Genomic DNA, 14555 nt, shown 5'->3' on the forward strand with positions numbered 1-14555 from the left:
TCGGTCCGGTCTGGTCCTGCGGTCGCGACATGAGTGGCGCAGGGGAGTTCTGGGGGCGGGATGCAGGAGACGGAGATACGGGCGTCCGCGGCGGGGGTGGCCGGGGAGGTTCGCGGCGGTGGTCGTCCGGGGCGTGAACTGCCGCGGCACTGGCTGCTTTTGCTGCTGGGCGCGGCCGTGCTGCCGGGTGTGCTGCTGGTGCTGGTCGGGCGGTCGTTGGACGAGCCGGCGGTGCAGGCGTGGCGGACGGTGTGTCTGGCCGTCACCGTGCAGGCCCTGCCCTTCCTGCTGCTGGGCACGGCGCTGTCCGGGGCGATCAACGCGTTCGTGCCGGCCAGTGTGTTCCAGCGGCTGCTGCCGAAGCGGCCGGCGCTGGCGGTGCCGGTGGCGGGGCTGGCCGGGGTGGTGCTCCCGGGGTGCGAGTGCGCTTCGGTGCCGGTGGCCAACAGCCTGATCGGGCGAGGGGTCGCGCCGGCGGCCGCGTTCGCTTTCCTGCTGTCCGCTCCGGCCATCAATCCGATCGTGCTGACGGCGACCGCCGTCGCGTTTCCGGGCAGTCCGGAGATGGTGCTGGCCCGGTTGGCGGCCTCGCTGATCACGGCGGCCGCGATGGGCTGGCTGTGGCTCTGGCTGGGGAAGGCGGAGTGGCTGCGGCCTGCCGTGCGGCACACCGGGCACCAGGCCGGGCACAGCCGGTGGACGGAGTTCCGGCAGGGCTTCCAGCACGACTTCCTGCACGCGGGGGGCTTTCTGGTGGTGGGCGCGATGGCGGCGGCGACCTTCAATGTGGCGATGCCCCGGTCGGTGCTCGACACGTTCTCCGGGTCGCCCTGGCTGTCCGTGCTGTTCCTGGCGGCGCTGGCGATCGTGCTGGCGGTGTGCAGCGAGGCGGACGCGTTCGTCGCGGCCTCGCTGACCGGGTTCTCGCCGACGGCGCGGCTGGCGTTCATGGTGGTGGGCCCGATGGTCGACCTGAAGCTGATCGCGCTCCAGGCGGGGACGTTCGGGCGGGCCTTCGCGGTGCGGTTCTCGTCGGCCACGGCGGTGGTCGCGGTGGTGTGCAGCGTGGTCGTGGGAGGGGTGCTGCTGTGAAGCGGTTCGTGCAGGTCGCGTTGCTGGTGCTGAGCGGGGTCGGGTTGCTGCGGACCTCGCTGTTCACCGAGGAGTACCTCCGGTACGTGAAGCCGGGGATGCGGCCGCTGCTGGTCGCGGGCGGGGTGGTGCTGGTGCTGCTGGGGGTGGCGGAGGCGTGGGCGGCCGTCAGACGGCGGCGGGCCGACGACCACCGGGATCACCCCAGGCACGATCACCGCAGGCACGATCACCCCGAGCACGATCACCCCGAGCGGGATCCCCACGGTGACGACGGTCATGGGCACGATCACTCTCGGGTGCCCCGGGTCGCCTGGCTGCTGTTCCTGCCCGTGCTGAGCCTGCTCTTCTACGCGCCGCCCGCGCTCGGGTCGTACACCGCCTCGCGGGAGCCGGCGAAGGCCGTCGCGACGGTGGACGACGACGATTTCGATCCGCTGCCCGCGACCTCGCCGCTGCCGATCACGCTCACCGACTTCACCCAGCGGGTGCAGCAGGACCGCCGCCTGGCCATCAAGGGGCGGGCGGTGCAGATGACCGGGTTCGCCTCCCCGGCCGGTGACGGTGCGGACGGGTGGTATCTGACGCGGATCCTGGTCAGCTGCTGTGCGGCGGACGCCACGACGCTCAAGGTACGGGTCTACGGGGTGGCCGAGCCCAAGGCGGACACCTGGGTCACGGTCACCGGCGTATGGCATCCGGCCGGAAAGCTGGGGACCGCGTCGGCGGCCGTGGCGCTGGACGTGCGGGGTGTGAAGAAGATCCGGAAGCCGACCAACGCGTACATGGACGCGCTGCCCTTCGACTAGGGGGCTTCTGATGGATCTCCGTGGGAGAAGGAGCGGCGTTCGGTGCGTGCTCTCGGCGTGCCGGGCGTCGCGACGCCGCGGAGATCCATCAGAAGCCCCCTAGCGCCGGACAGGCCCTGGCGCTATCGCCTGGCCGAGGCGGGCGCGTAGGCGGTCGGCGGTACGCCGATCGTCGCCTTGAAGTCGCGGATCAGGTGGGCCTGGTCGGCGTAGCCCAGGTCGGCCGCCAGGGCCGGCCAGTCCAGCGCCTCCTCGGTCTTTGCGCGCTCCAGGGCCTCGTGGATGCGGTAGCGGAGGATGACCCACTTGGGGCTCACGCCCACGTACGCGGCGAACAGGCGCTGCAGGTGTCGTACGGAGAGGCCTTCCGCCTCGGCCAGGTCCGTGACCCTGCGGAGGTCGCGGTCGGCGCGGATGTGCTCGACCAGGGCCATGGCGTGGTCGGCCCGGGGGTCCGGCGCCGGGTCGAGGGAGAGCAGGAAGGCGTCGAGCGCGGCGACCCGGTCGAGGTCGTCGGCGGGGGTGACGACCGACCGGGCGGTGTCGTGGTCGGCGCGCGGGAAGACGTCCCGGGCGGGCAGTGCGCGGCCGGTCCAGTGCGAGACGGGCAGGTCGGGGGCGTAGGGCCGGAAGCCGCCGGGTCGGAACTTCGCTCCGCACACCCGGCCGCGGCCGGTCAGCTTCCGGGTGAACAGGCCGAGCGCGACGCCGGTCAGCTCGCCGTACGGGGGGCCTTCGTCCTCGTCCCACTGGAAGGTGAGGTTGACGCAGGGGTGCGGGACGACGTGGGAGGCGTAGGGCTCGGGCAGGTCCCAGTCGATGAACCAGTACGTCTCGACATGGCGGCGCAGCGGCTCGGCGGGCCGGTGGCGGCGGAACCGCACGCGGGTCAGCAGGCCGGCCGGGTCGACGATCCCGCGGGTGTCGCGGCGGGGGGCGGCCATGTCCGGATCGTACGTCGTGTTTCTTCCGTCGTGTCTCTCCGTCGCGTTTCTTCAAGAGGGGCGGGGTCCGGCGTCCGTACGGTCGAGGCATGGACACGAACGCGAACACGAACGCGAACCCGAGCAGTGCGAGGACGTACGGCATCGGTGAGCTGCTGGGCATGGCGCGGGAGCGGGCCGTGCCGGTGGTGCGGGGCATTTCGGACGCGGCGCTGGCGGCTCCCACGCCCTGTGCGGAGTACGACGTGAAGACCCTGGTCAACCATGTCTTCCAGGTGATCGTGCAGTTCCAGCGGCTGGCGGCGAAGGAGGCGTCGGACTTCGGCGAGGCGCCGGACCGGGTGGGCGCGGGGCCGGACTGGCGGGCGGGGCTGGTGGCGGAGGCGGACCGGCTGGTGGCGGCGTGGTCGGTGCCGGGGGCGGAGGAGGGGACCACCGGGGCGATGGACATGCCGGCGCGGTTGGTCGGCTCGATGGCGTTGCTGGATCTGACCGTGCATGGGTGGGATCTGGCGCGGGCCACCGGGCAGGAGTACCCGGCGGCGGACCGTGCGGTCGTCGCGCAGCTCGCGGAGGCGGTGGCCGAGCTGGAGCCGACGGCCCGGAAGATGGGGGTGTTCGGGGAGCCGGTGGCGGTGGCCGGGGACGCCTCGGAGTTCGAGCGGCTGCTCGCGCGGACCGGCCGGGACCCGTACTGGAAGTGACGTGGGCGGGGGATCGGCGGGGGTGGGAATAGCCGGGGGCGGGGCGCAGTTCACCAGGTATAGTTGAACCGTCAACAACCTGGAGGATGAGCGACCATGCAGTTCGGGATCTTCAGCGTCGGCGATGTCACGCCGGACCCCACGACGGGCCGTACGCCGAGCGAGCGTGAGCGGATCAAGGCCATGGTCGCCATCGCGCTGAAGGCCGAGGAGGTCGGCCTCGACGTCTTCGCGACCGGCGAGCACCACAACCCGCCGTTCGTGCCCTCGTCGCCGACCACGATGCTCGGCTTCATAGCGGCGCAGACGGAGAAGCTGATCCTCTCCACCTCGACCACCCTCATCACCACCAACGACCCGGTGAAGATCGCCGAGGACTTCGCGATGCTCCAGCACCTGGCCGACGGGCGGGTGGACCTGATGATGGGGCGCGGGAACACCGGCCCGGTCTACCCCTGGTTCGGGCAGGACATCCGGCAGGGCATCAACCTCGCCGTCGAGAACTACGCCCTGCTGCGCCGGCTGTGGCGCGAGGACGTCGTGGACTGGGAGGGCAAGTTCCGCACCGCCCTCCAGGGCTTCACCTCCACGCCGAGGCCGCTGGACGACGTGCCGCCGTTCGTCTGGCACGGGTCCATCCGGTCCCCCGAGATCGCCGAGCAGGCCGCCTTCTACGGCGACGGCTTCTTCCACAACAACATCTTCTGGCCCGCCGACCACACCAAGCGGATGGTCGAGCTGTACCGGGCCCGGTACGCGCACTACGGGCACGGCACGCCGGAGCAGGCCATCGTCGGGCTCGGCGGCCAGGTGTTCATGCGCAAGAACTCGCAGGACGCCGTCCGTGAGTTCCGGCCGTACTTCGACAACGCGCCGGTCTACGGTCACGGGCCGTCCCTGGAGGACTTCACCGACCAGACCCCGCTGACCGTCGGCACGCCCGAGCAGGTCATCGAGAAGACGCTCGCCTTCCGCGAGTACGCAGGCGACTACCAGCGTCAGCTGTTCCTCCTCGACCACGCGGGGCTGCCGCTGAAGACCGTGCTGGAGCAGCTCGACCTGCTCGGCGAGGAGGTCGTGCCGGTGCTCCGCAAGGAGTTCGCGGTCGGGCGGCCGGCCGACGTGCCGGAGGCGCCGACCCACGCGTCGCTGCTCAAGGCCGCTCAGGCCGCTCAGGGACAGGAAGGGGCGAACGTCGCATGAGGCTCGTCGTCGTGTCGGCGGGGCTGAGCGTCCCGTCGTCCACCCGGCTGCTGGCCGACCGGCTGGCGGCGGCCACCGCCGGGCGGACGGACGCGGAGGTGGAGGTCGTGGAGCTGCGCGACCTCGCCGTCGAGATCGCCCACAACTTCACCAACGGCTTCCCCGGACGGAAGCTGGCGGCCGCGCTGGAGGCGGTGACGGCGGCGGACGGACTGATCGTCGTCACGCCGGTGTTCAGCGCGTCGTACAGCGGACTGTTCAAGTCGTTCTTCGACGTGATCGACCCGGACGCGCTGGCGGGCAAGCCGGTGCTGATCGCCGCGACCGGCGGTTCGGCCCGGCACTCGCTGGTCCTCGAGCACGCCCTGCGGCCGCTCTTCTCCTACCTGCGGGCCGTCGTCATGCCGACGGCCGTCTACGCCGCCTCGGAGGACTGGGGCGCGGAGGGCCTGCCCGAGCGGATCGAACGGGCGGCGGGGGAGCTGGCGGCGCAGATGACTCCGTCGGCTCCGGTGAAGGAGGAGTTCACGGTCGTCCCCTTCGCGGAACAGCTCGCGGCCCTCAGCAGCCCGTCCGGCGTCTGAGGACGAAGACAGGCGTGTCCGGACGGTGAGAGCCGAGTAAGAAGGGTGATCGTAGGACCGTCCGCACCGCCCAACCGCCGGAGGCCTTGGCAGACTGGGCAGGTGCCTCCCACCGTGCTGCTCGCCGAAGACGACCGTGCCATCCGCAACGCCCTGGAACGCGCCCTGGCCCTGGAGGGCTACCGGGTCACCGCGGTGGCCGACGGCGTCGAGGCGCTGGCGCACGCCCACAAGAATCCGCCGGACGTGTTGCTCCTCGACGTGATGATGCCCGGGATCGACGGCCTCCAGGTCTGCCGGGTGCTGCGCGCCGAGGGCGACCGCACGCCCATCCTGATGCTGACCGCGCTGGTGGAGACCGCCGACCGGATCGCCGGTCTGGACGCGGGGGCCGACGACTACGTCGTCAAGCCGTTCGACGTCGAGGAGGTCTTCGCGCGGCTGCGGGCGCTGCTGCGCCGGACCAACCCCGACGCCGCGCCCGTGGCGCCGGACGTCCCGAAGCAGGTTCCCCAGCAGCGGCACCTGGAGGCGGCCGGGCTGCGGATGGACCCGCAGGCGCGGCGGGCCTGGCGGGGCGGGCGGGAGCTGGAGCTGACCCGGACCGAGTTCGAGCTGCTGGAGCTGCTCGTGCGCAACGCCGGGATCGTCCTGGACCACTCCACGATCTACGACCGGATCTGGGGCTACGATTTCGGGCCCGGCTCCAAGAACCTCGCCGTCTATGTCGGCTACCTGCGCCGCAAGCTGGACCAGCCGGGCGCCTCGCAGCTGATCCACACCGTGCGCGGCGTGGGTTACGTGCTGCGGGAGGACTGAGGGGCGAGCGGGTGAGCCGTCTGGGCGGTCCGGGACTGCTGCGGCGGCTGCGTCGGGTCGTGTCCCGGCCGCGGCCGAAGCTGGTGTCGCTGCGCACCACGTTCGCGGTGTCCTTCGCGGCCGTGACCGCCGCCGTCACGGTCCTGATCGGCGTCCTGTCGTACTCGGCGGCCGCCCGGCTGGTCCGGGTCGACCAGGAGTCGGTGTTCGACGAGGTCGTGCAGGATCTGCGGGACGAGGTGCGCGACACCCGGATGACGCCGGAGGACTTCTCCTCGGCCGCGCCGGGCCACGACCTCGTGCGGCCGGCCCGGACGGACGTGCAGGTGCTGGGCCCGGCCGGCTCGGTCGTGGACCACGGCACTCCCGGGCTGCCGGTCGTGGCCGCCGACCGCACGATCGCCGCCGCCGCGACGTCCGGGCGGATCATCGAGCACAAGGACGTGGACGTCGGCAGCGACGTCTACCGCATCGCGACCGTCTCGCTGGGCGGCGGCCGGGGCGCGGTGCAGGTGGCGCAGGAGTTCAGCGACACCGAGGACCTGCTGCGGGCGCTCCAGCAGCGCACGCTGGTCCTGATGATCGCCGTCGTGACGGCCGCGGGGCTGTTCGGCTGGTGGCTGGCCCGGCGCATCACCCACCGGCTGGTGATTCTCACGACCGCGGCCGAGGACGTCGCCCGGACGCGCCGGCTCGGCGTGCAGGTGCCGGTCACCGGCTACGACGAGGTGGGCCGGCTGGGCCGCGCCTTCGACCGGATGCTGGGCCGGCTCGCCCAGTCGGAGGAGGACCAGCGGCGGCTCGTCCAGGACGCGGGGCACGAACTGCGCACACCGCTGACCTCGTTGCGGACGAACATCTCGCTGCTGCACCGCATCGACGAGCTGCCGCCGGACGCCCGTGCCGAACTGGTGGCGGATCTGGGCCAGGAGGCCCGTGAACTGACCGACCTGGTCAACGAGCTGGTCGACCTCGCGGCCGGCCAGTCCGACACCGAGCCGCCGCGCAAGCTGGACCTCGCCGACATCGCGGAGGAGGTCGCGGGCCTCGCCCGGCGCCGCACCGGACGGCAGGTCCTGCTCCGGGTGAGCGGCGACACCACCACCTACGGGCGGCCGGGCATGCTCCAGCGGGCGGTGTCCAACCTGGTGGAGAACGCGACCAAGTTCGACCGCGCCGGCCGGGCGCCGGTCGAGATCGCCGTCACCGGTCCCGCCCGGCCGGGGGCTGTCCGCGTCGAGGTCCTCGACCGCGGGCCCGGCATCGCCGAGGCCGACCTGACCCGGGTCTTCGACCGCTTCTACCGCGCCGCCGACGCCCGCTCCCTGCCCGGTTCGGGACTCGGCCTGTCGATCGTGCGCGAGGTGGCGATGGCCCACGGCGGCGGGCCGTTCGCCTTCCGGCGGGCGGGCGGCGGCTCGGTGATCGGGTTCACGGTGGGCGGCGGGCCGCCGGACAGGGCGTAGCGCCCCCCGCGTAGCAGCGGGCAGGGCTGAGCAGGTATGCCTTCTGCGGCGGGAGCGGCGGGAGCGGCGGGAGCGGCCGGAGCGGCCCGCCGGTGACGGAGGGAGTGGGGCGTGCTCGGTGACCGGGGGCCGCGGTGCCGGCGGCGGTGGACGAGGAGGCCGTCGGGCGGACGCTGACGGAGCTGATCGCGATACCGAGCGTCGGCGGAAGTCCGGCCGAGTCCGAGATCCAGCACCATCTCGCCGGACGGCTGGAGCGGCTCGGGCCGGACGTCGACCTGTGGTCCATGGATTTGCCCACGCTGCGCGCCCTGGAGACGGCGCGGGCGCCGGCGGTGACGGCGGTGCGGACAGCGGGCGTGCGGTGAGGCAGGTCACAGCCGGCGGATTGAGTTGCGGACCGGGGGGAATTCCGTACCCCCGCACGTCGACCGTTGTCCGGATGCGAGGATGAGTCGCCATGGCCGCTGGGTGGTGTTCTCGCACGCTGCGGGCCGCGCTGTTCGCGGCCGTCTGCGTGTTGCTCGCCGCCCTGGGACACGTGATGATGTCCGGCTCCGAGGTGCCCGCGTGGGCGCTCGCCGCGAGCCTGGCCCTCACCGGCGCCACCGGCTGGTGCCTGGCGGGCCGGGAGCGCGGACTCCCTCTCGTCGTGACGGTCGTGGTCGCCGCCCAGACGGTCCTGCACACGGCGTTCTCCCTGGCCGGGCGGGGATCGGCCGGCCCCATGGAGACGGACTCCATGGACATGAGCGGCATGCGCGGCACGAGTGACATGAGCGGCATGAGCGGCATGAGCGGCATGAGTCACGCGGGCCATATGGGGCACATGGGCCACATGGGTTCCATGGACCACACGGACCACCTGGCTGAGGCCGTCGGAGCAGGCGGCTCGTCCTCGTTCGGCATGCTCGCCGCCCACCTGCTCGCCGCGCTGCTGTGCGGGCTGTGGCTGGCCCACGGCGAGAAGGCCGTGTTCCGGATCCTGCGCGCCGTGGCCGGCCGACTGGCCGCGCCGCTGCGCCTGTTGCTCGCCCTGCCCGTCACTCCGGAGCGCCCGTGCGTCCGGTTCAGCCGCCGCGGATCGGAGCGGGCGCCGCGGCTTCTCCTTCTCGGCTACGCGATCACCACGAGGGGCCCACCCCTGAGGACCGCCGCCGGCTTCTGACGCCACGTCCGACGTCACGTCCGACGCCATACGTCCGCCGACGGCTGTCTCTTCTTCTCCTCATGCCCTCACACATGCCCTGACGCATGGCCTGACACATGCCCTGACGCATGGCCTCAGGCGTGCCCTCATGGATGATCCGAGAAGGACACCAGGTGATCAGTACTGCCTCCAAGCCGTCCCAGTCGACTCAGCCACCCCAGGCATCCCATGCCTCCCGGGACGAGTCGATAACGGCGTGGGCGCTCGCCGCCCGTGCCGGTGACGCGGACGCCGTCGAACAGTTCGTCCGCGCGCTGCACCGCGACGTCCTGCGCTACGTCGCCCATCTGTGCGCCGACCCCCAGGCGGTCGACGACCTCGCCCAGGACACCTTCCTGCGCGCCCTCGGCAGCCTGCACCGGTTCGAGGGCCGTTCCTCGGCGCGGTCCTGGCTGCTGTCCATCGCCCGCCGGGCGGTGGTCGACAGCCACCGGTACGCCGCCGCCCGCCCCCGGCTGTCCGACGTCCCGGACTGGCAGGTCGCCGCGGAGCGCGTCCAGCCGCGCGACCTGCCCGGCTTCGACGACGGCGTCGTCCTGCTGGATCTGCTGGCCGCGCTGCCGGACGAGCGGCGGGAGGCGTTCGTCCTCACGCAACTGGCCGGTCTGCCCTACGCGGAGGCGGCCCGGGCGAGCGACTGCCCGGTCGGCACGGTCCGTTCGCGCGTGGCGCGGGCGCGGGCGACGCTGGTGGATCTGCTGTAGGGACCTCCAGGTCCTGTACGAACCCTCGCTCCTCGCCCGACGCCCCGCCCGACGCCCGCCCGACCCCCGCCCGACTCAGCCGTTCTTGCGGGCCACCGCGCCGTAGATGCCGATCGGCGGGGTGTCGGGCTTGGGGGGCTCTTCGGGACGCCAGTCCGGGACCAGGACCAGGCCCGGGTCGAGGAGCGTGAAGTCGCCGAAGAATTCCAGGACTTCGGCGCGGCCGCGGGGGTTCATGCTGGCGGTGGCGCTCTTGTAGACGGCGGCCGCGTCCTTGCGCCCGTCCTCGTGGGCGTCGCCCGTCGCGTGGGACAGGACCAGGTAGGAGCCGGCGGGCAGCGCGTCGCGGAAGGTGGCGACCAGTCCGGCCGGGTCCTCCGACTCGGTGATGAAGTGCATGATGGCCACCAGCAGCAGGGCCACCGGCTGGTCGAAGTCGATGATCCTGCGGACGTCGGGGTGGTCGAGGATCGCCCGGGGGTCGCGCAGGTCGGCCAGGACGACGGAGGTGTCCGTGTCGTCGTCGCCGATGAGGGCCATCGAGTGGGTGCTGACGATCGGGTCGTTGTCGACGTACGCGATCCGGGTCTCGGGGGCGATGGCGCGCGCGATCTGGTGCACGTTGGGCTCGGTCGGCAGGCCGGTGCCGATGTCGAGGATCTGGCGGACACCGCCCTCGGCGATGACGTGCCGGACGGCGCGGTGCATGAAGCTCCGGTTGGCCCGCACGCCGGCCCGCACCTCGGGAGCCGCCTTGATGAACTTCTCGGCGGCCTCCTGATCGACCTCGTAGTTGTCCTTCCCGCCCAGGAAGTAGTCGTACATCCGGGCCGGATGGGGCTTCGTCGTGTCGATCTTGAAAGAGGCGCTGCTGCCGTCGTCGTGGGAAGAGCTCATGATCCCTGACTCCGTCCTGGACTCGCGTCCCACCACTGGAGGGAACTGTCGTGAGTGACCATCAGATCATCGTTCATTGTGGGGTGTTGTTCGAACGAGCCGCAGCGGTTGCCGGTCGGTTTTCGGTGGACATGACAGATGTGACGCGGGTGGTCAATGTGACACACGACACTGTTGACGGTCATGTTTTGGCCAACACATGATCCTCGCAGCTTGTTTGTAATGAAAAATTAAGAAGACGGGGGGGTCCGTGTTCACTCAGACACGGCTGCACGATTGGCGTCGAAGAACCCGGAGTTGGGCGATAGCCGTCGCCCTTCTGGGGGGTGTGGTTCCGGCGGCCGGGGTGACTCCCGCAGCCGCCGACGACACGACGGCCGCGGTGGCGGCCGACCGGACTCCGGAGTCGGAGGCGAGCGCACGCGCGGCGAAGACCGGTGAGCGGGTGACCGTGGACGCGGCGACCGACGAGTCGTCCCAGGTCTTCGCCAACCCGGACGGCACCTTCACCCAGGAGATGAACGCGGCTCCGGTCCGGGCCCGGCGGGACGACGGCAGCTGGGCCGCCATCGACACCACCCTCGTGCGCGAGGCCGACGGCTCGGTGCGGGCGAAGAACACGACGGCCGACGTCACCTTCTCGGGCGGCGGCAGCGGGCGCGGACTGGTCGCCCTCGAGGACGCCGGGCACGAACTGGAGTTCGGCTGGCCGACCGCGCTCCCCGAGCCCCGGCTCGACGGCGCCACCGCCACCTACGCCTCGGTCCTTCCGGACGTCGATCTGCAACTGACCGCGCTGAGCTCCGGCTACACGTCGGTGCTCGTGGTCAGGACCGCGGCGGCGGCGAAGAACCCGGCGCTCGCGAAGATCAGGATGACCCTCTCCGCCGACGGCCTGGACATCGCTCCGACGGCCGACGGCGGTTTCGTCGCCCGCGACGGCGACGGCACCCCGGTCTTCCAGAGCCCGGCGGGACAGATGTGGGACTCGGCCGGTGACGCAGCCGCCGACGGCGCCGCATCGGCCGACGGCGCCGCGACGACCGACGACACGACGGCCGGTGTCAGCACGCAACTCGTCCGCACCGCCGACTCGGCGGAGGCAGAGACGAAGACGGAGACGGAGGCAAAGGCAGCGGAGGAGGCGGAGGCGGCGGAGGAAGCGACCCCGCTGGCCGCCGCCGAGGGCGAGCCGGCCCCCGCCGAGGCCCCCAGCAGCGGCGACGCCGCGGCCGACCTCCCGCTCAAGGTCACCGACACCACCCTGGAGATCACGCCCGACCCGGCCCTGCTGCACGGCGAGGACACCGTCTTCCCGCTCTACATCGACCCGCCCACCAAGGGCATCGCGCTGGGCGACTGGACGGCACTGGCCTCCAACGGCACCAAGTACTGGAAGTTCGACGGGGACAAAGGCGTCGGACGCTGCTCCAACTACGCCGGCTACCTCTGCTCCAACAGCCCGTACACCCAGCGCATGTACTTCGAGTACCCGCTCTCCTCGATCCACGGAAAGAAGATCCTGGACGCGACGATGGAGGTGTACCAGGAGTGGACCTTCACCTGTGATCCGCACTGGTACGACCTCACCCGCGTGAACAAGGGCATCGCCTCCAGCACCACCTGGTCGTCCCGCCCCACCGGGGTGGACCTGATGGGCGACCGGAACGTGGCCTACGGCCGGGGCGGCCTGTGCAGCCCCTCGCAGCCGGCGAACTGGGTGCGTTTCAGCGACAACGTGGCCGAGGAGACCAACGAGAACCTGACGACGACCCTCGCGTCCTACGCCGCGAACAAGGAGTCGCAGATCACCTTCTCGCTGACCGCGCACGACGAGTCCGACGGGGGCGCCTGGGCGCGGTTCCGCAAGGACGCCAAGCTGTCGGTCACCTACGTCTCCTACCCGGGCAAGCCGACCTCGTACGGCGTCCAGCAGGGCACCACCGGCCGGGCCTGCAACACCTCCACGCTGCCCTTCGCCACCAGCGACACCACGCCGAAGATGCTCGCCACGGTGCAGTCGGCCGACGCCGCCAACTCCCAGCTGCGCGCCCTGTTCGAGGTGTGGAAGGCCGACGGCTCCAGCCGCGCCTGGTACGCGGCCTCGCCGGACGGCGCGTGGGTGGCCGACAACGCCCCCCGCAACGCGACCTCCAGCGCGCTGTCCGCGCAGACGGACTACCGGATGCGGGTCAAGACGCAGGCGTACTACAAGACGGACCGGGGCGTGACCGGCGTCCTGGACTCGGCCTGGTCCTCCTGGTGCTACTTCCGGGTCGACACCGATTCGCCGCCGCCTCCGGTGGTGACCAGCGCGGACGGCGTCTACAAGCCGGCCGAGACCGACCCGGCCGCGGGCGGGGTGGGCACCCCGGGCAAGTTCACCTTCACCCCCGCGGACACCAACCCCAACACCGCCGGCATCCAGTCGGACGTCGTCAGCTACAAGTGGAAGCTGAACAGCGGCTCGGTCTCCTCGCCGATCACCGTCGCCAAGGGCGCCTCGCACACCCAGTCGATCACGCCGAACCAGGCCGGTGAGAACACCGTCCAGGTCTGGGGCTACGACGCGGCCGGCCACAGCTCGCTGACCGGTTACTACAGCTTCCTGGTGAAGGGCGCAGAGCAGCCCTCGGGGATCTGGCACCTGGACAACGCCCTGACCGACGCCACCACCGCCACCCAGCACCCGCTGACCTCCTCGGGGGCCACCTGGGACACGCTCGCCCGCAGCGGTTCCGGCGCGGCGAAGCTGGGCGGCACGAGCGCCTACCTCGCCACCTCCGGCGCGGTCCTGGACACCACCAAGTCCTTCACCGTCTCGGCCTGGGCGCGGCTGACGAAGAAGGACGTCAACTACACCGTCCTGTCCCAGGCGGGCACGAACGCCTCCGGGTTCCAGCTGTACTACTCCACCGCCTACAACGCCTGGATCTTCAACCGCCACCAGACGGACGTCGCCGAACCCGCGATCACCCGCTCGATCGGCGCCAAGCCGCCGGTCCTGAACGTCTGGACGCACCTGACCGGCGTCTACGACGCGGCGGCGCATACCATCCAGCTCTACGTCAACGGCGTTCCGCAGGGCAATCCGACGCCGTTCACGGTCACCCCGTGGAAGGCGTCCGGCAACCTCCAGGTCGGACGGCTGTGGCACGCCGCGGCCGGCAAGGAGAACTTCGCCGGAACCATCGACGAGGTGAAGGTCTGGTCCCGCGCGCTCGCGGACACCGAGGTCGCCCACGAGGCCTGGCTGGAGGACGAGGACGTCAGCGACGGCACCTCGGGGGACCCGGTCCCGACGCTCGTCGCCAAGTGGGACGCCACGGACCTCGCCAACGCGACCGGCACCACGGTCAAGGACACCAGCGGCTTCGGCCGCAACCTCACCCTCAACGGGGCCGCGCTCGCCCAGTTCACCACCGGCGACCCGGACATCGGCGAAGAGGTCACGACCACGCAGCGGATGACCCTGAACGGCACCAGCGGGTACGCCACGGCCACCGGTCCGGTCGTCGACGACTCCGGTTCGTTCACCGCGACCGCCTGGGTGACGCTGGACCCGGCCAAGCTCGCCGACACCAGCAAGTCGTACGCGGTGCAGGTGTTCGGCCAGTCCGGGACGAGCCAGTCCTCCTGGGGCGTCTGGTACGAGCAGCCGGTCGGCAGCACCCAGGGCCGCTGGACCTTCGGCCGTCCCGACAAGGACGGCGCCGGGGCGGTCTGGACCGAGAGCGAGTCCACCGCGCTGACCACGGCCCAACTGGGCGTGCCGGTCATGCTGACCGTCGTCCACGACGCCCAGGCGGCGGCCGACCTCGACGACACCTCCAGGCTCGGCGCGCTCAAGCTCTACGTCGACAGCGCCCAGATGGGCGATGAGGACGGGGTGTCGTACTCGGCCCCGTGGCAGGGCGGCGGGGCGTTCGAGATCGGCCGGGCGAAGATCAACGGCGCCGCCGCGCGCTACTTCCCCGGAACGATCGACAGCGTCCGTGTCTGGGCCGGAGCCACCTCCACCAGCGCGATCGCCGACCGGCGCAACACCGAGCAGTAGCAGCCGCGGGACGGGCAGGGCGGGCGCAGTCGCCCGCCCTGCCCTGCCTCGCGCTGCCCCTTTCGC

General features: G+C 71.8%; 13 protein-coding genes and 1 pseudogene. 12 read left to right on the forward strand and 2 right to left on the reverse strand.

From position 1 onward, the window contains the following. Positions 1 to 60 precede the first annotated feature (60 nt). Together AB0J04_RS14555 and AB0J04_RS14560 are read left to right on the forward strand one after the other, a co-directional pair. Positions 61 to 1092: a permease gene (locus AB0J04_RS14555; RefSeq protein ID WP_363168733.1), complete on the forward strand. Its 1032-nt coding sequence runs from the start codon at positions 61 to 63 to the stop codon at positions 1090 to 1092. Next, complete coding sequence (locus AB0J04_RS14560; protein ID WP_363168734.1) at positions 1089 to 1901, forward strand: TIGR03943 family protein; 813 nt, start codon at positions 1089 to 1091, stop codon at positions 1899 to 1901. The genes AB0J04_RS14555 and AB0J04_RS14560 overlap by 4 nt, the downstream gene beginning before the upstream one ends. Positions 1902 to 2023: 122 nt before the next feature. On the opposite strand, the gene AB0J04_RS14565 is transcribed toward AB0J04_RS14560, so the two are convergent. Continuing rightward, entirely contained in the window at positions 2024 to 2845 is an 822-nt protein-coding gene (locus AB0J04_RS14565; protein ID WP_363168735.1) for a helix-turn-helix domain-containing protein, read from the reverse strand. Positions 2846 to 2934: 89 nt separating this feature from the next. Between AB0J04_RS14565 and AB0J04_RS14570 the strand changes: the two genes are divergently transcribed. The 8 genes and pseudogenes from AB0J04_RS14570 (at position 2935) to AB0J04_RS14605 (ending at position 9535) form a co-directional block, all read left to right on the forward strand. Beyond that, positions 2935 to 3549: a TIGR03086 family metal-binding protein gene (locus tag AB0J04_RS14570; RefSeq protein ID WP_363168736.1), complete on the forward strand. Its 615-nt coding sequence runs from the start codon at positions 2935 to 2937 to the stop codon at positions 3547 to 3549. A gap of 96 nt (positions 3550 to 3645) precedes the next feature. Continuing rightward, entirely contained in the window at positions 3646 to 4752 is a 1107-nt protein-coding gene (locus AB0J04_RS14575) for an LLM class flavin-dependent oxidoreductase (protein WP_363168737.1), read from the forward strand. Next, positions 4749 to 5336 (forward strand): FMN reductase, encoded by a 588-nt coding sequence (locus tag AB0J04_RS14580; protein WP_363168738.1) that lies wholly within the window; start codon positions 4749 to 4751, stop codon positions 5334 to 5336. Before AB0J04_RS14575 ends, AB0J04_RS14580 begins: the two co-directional genes overlap by 4 nt. 102 nt (positions 5337 to 5438) lie before the next feature. Then, positions 5439 to 6155: a response regulator transcription factor gene (locus tag AB0J04_RS14585; protein ID WP_363168739.1), complete on the forward strand. Its 717-nt coding sequence runs from the start codon at positions 5439 to 5441 to the stop codon at positions 6153 to 6155. Between the two features lie 38 nt (positions 6156 to 6193). Next, complete coding sequence (locus AB0J04_RS14590) at positions 6194 to 7621, forward strand: HAMP domain-containing sensor histidine kinase (protein WP_363168781.1); 1428 nt, start codon at positions 6194 to 6196, stop codon at positions 7619 to 7621. A gap of 134 nt (positions 7622 to 7755) precedes the next feature. Continuing rightward, positions 7756 to 7932 (forward strand): annotated as a pseudogene (locus tag AB0J04_RS14595) (peptidase M20); the annotation flags it as partial. A gap of 149 nt (positions 7933 to 8081) precedes the next feature. Continuing rightward, positions 8082 to 8789, forward strand: a complete 708-nt coding sequence (locus AB0J04_RS14600) for a hypothetical protein (protein ID WP_363168740.1) — start codon at positions 8082 to 8084, stop codon at positions 8787 to 8789. A gap of 155 nt (positions 8790 to 8944) precedes the next feature. Beyond that, a complete protein-coding gene (locus AB0J04_RS14605) occupies positions 8945 to 9535 on the forward strand; it encodes a sigma-70 family RNA polymerase sigma factor (RefSeq protein ID WP_363168741.1) in 591 nt (196 codons plus the stop codon). A gap of 75 nt (positions 9536 to 9610) precedes the next feature. Here AB0J04_RS14605 and AB0J04_RS14610 read toward each other — a convergent pair whose 3' ends face one another. After that, a complete protein-coding gene (locus AB0J04_RS14610) occupies positions 9611 to 10432 on the reverse strand; it encodes an SAM-dependent methyltransferase (protein WP_363168742.1) in 822 nt (273 codons plus the stop codon). A 50-nt stretch (positions 10433 to 10482) separates the two neighbouring features. On the opposite strand from AB0J04_RS14610, the gene AB0J04_RS14615 reads away from it, so the two are divergent. Further along, complete coding sequence (locus tag AB0J04_RS14615) at positions 10483 to 10635, forward strand: hypothetical protein (protein ID WP_363168743.1); 153 nt, start codon at positions 10483 to 10485, stop codon at positions 10633 to 10635. Positions 10636 to 10877: 242 nt separating this feature from the next. Beyond that, on the forward strand, positions 10878 to 14489 hold the full coding sequence (locus AB0J04_RS14620) for a LamG domain-containing protein (RefSeq protein ID WP_363168783.1): 3612 nt from the start codon (positions 10878 to 10880) through the stop codon (positions 14487 to 14489). Positions 14490 to 14555 lie beyond the last annotated feature (66 nt).

Source organism: Streptomyces sp. NPDC050263, from assembly GCF_040655955.1.
Classification (GTDB): Bacteria; Actinomycetota; Actinomycetes; order Streptomycetales; family Streptomycetaceae; genus Streptomyces.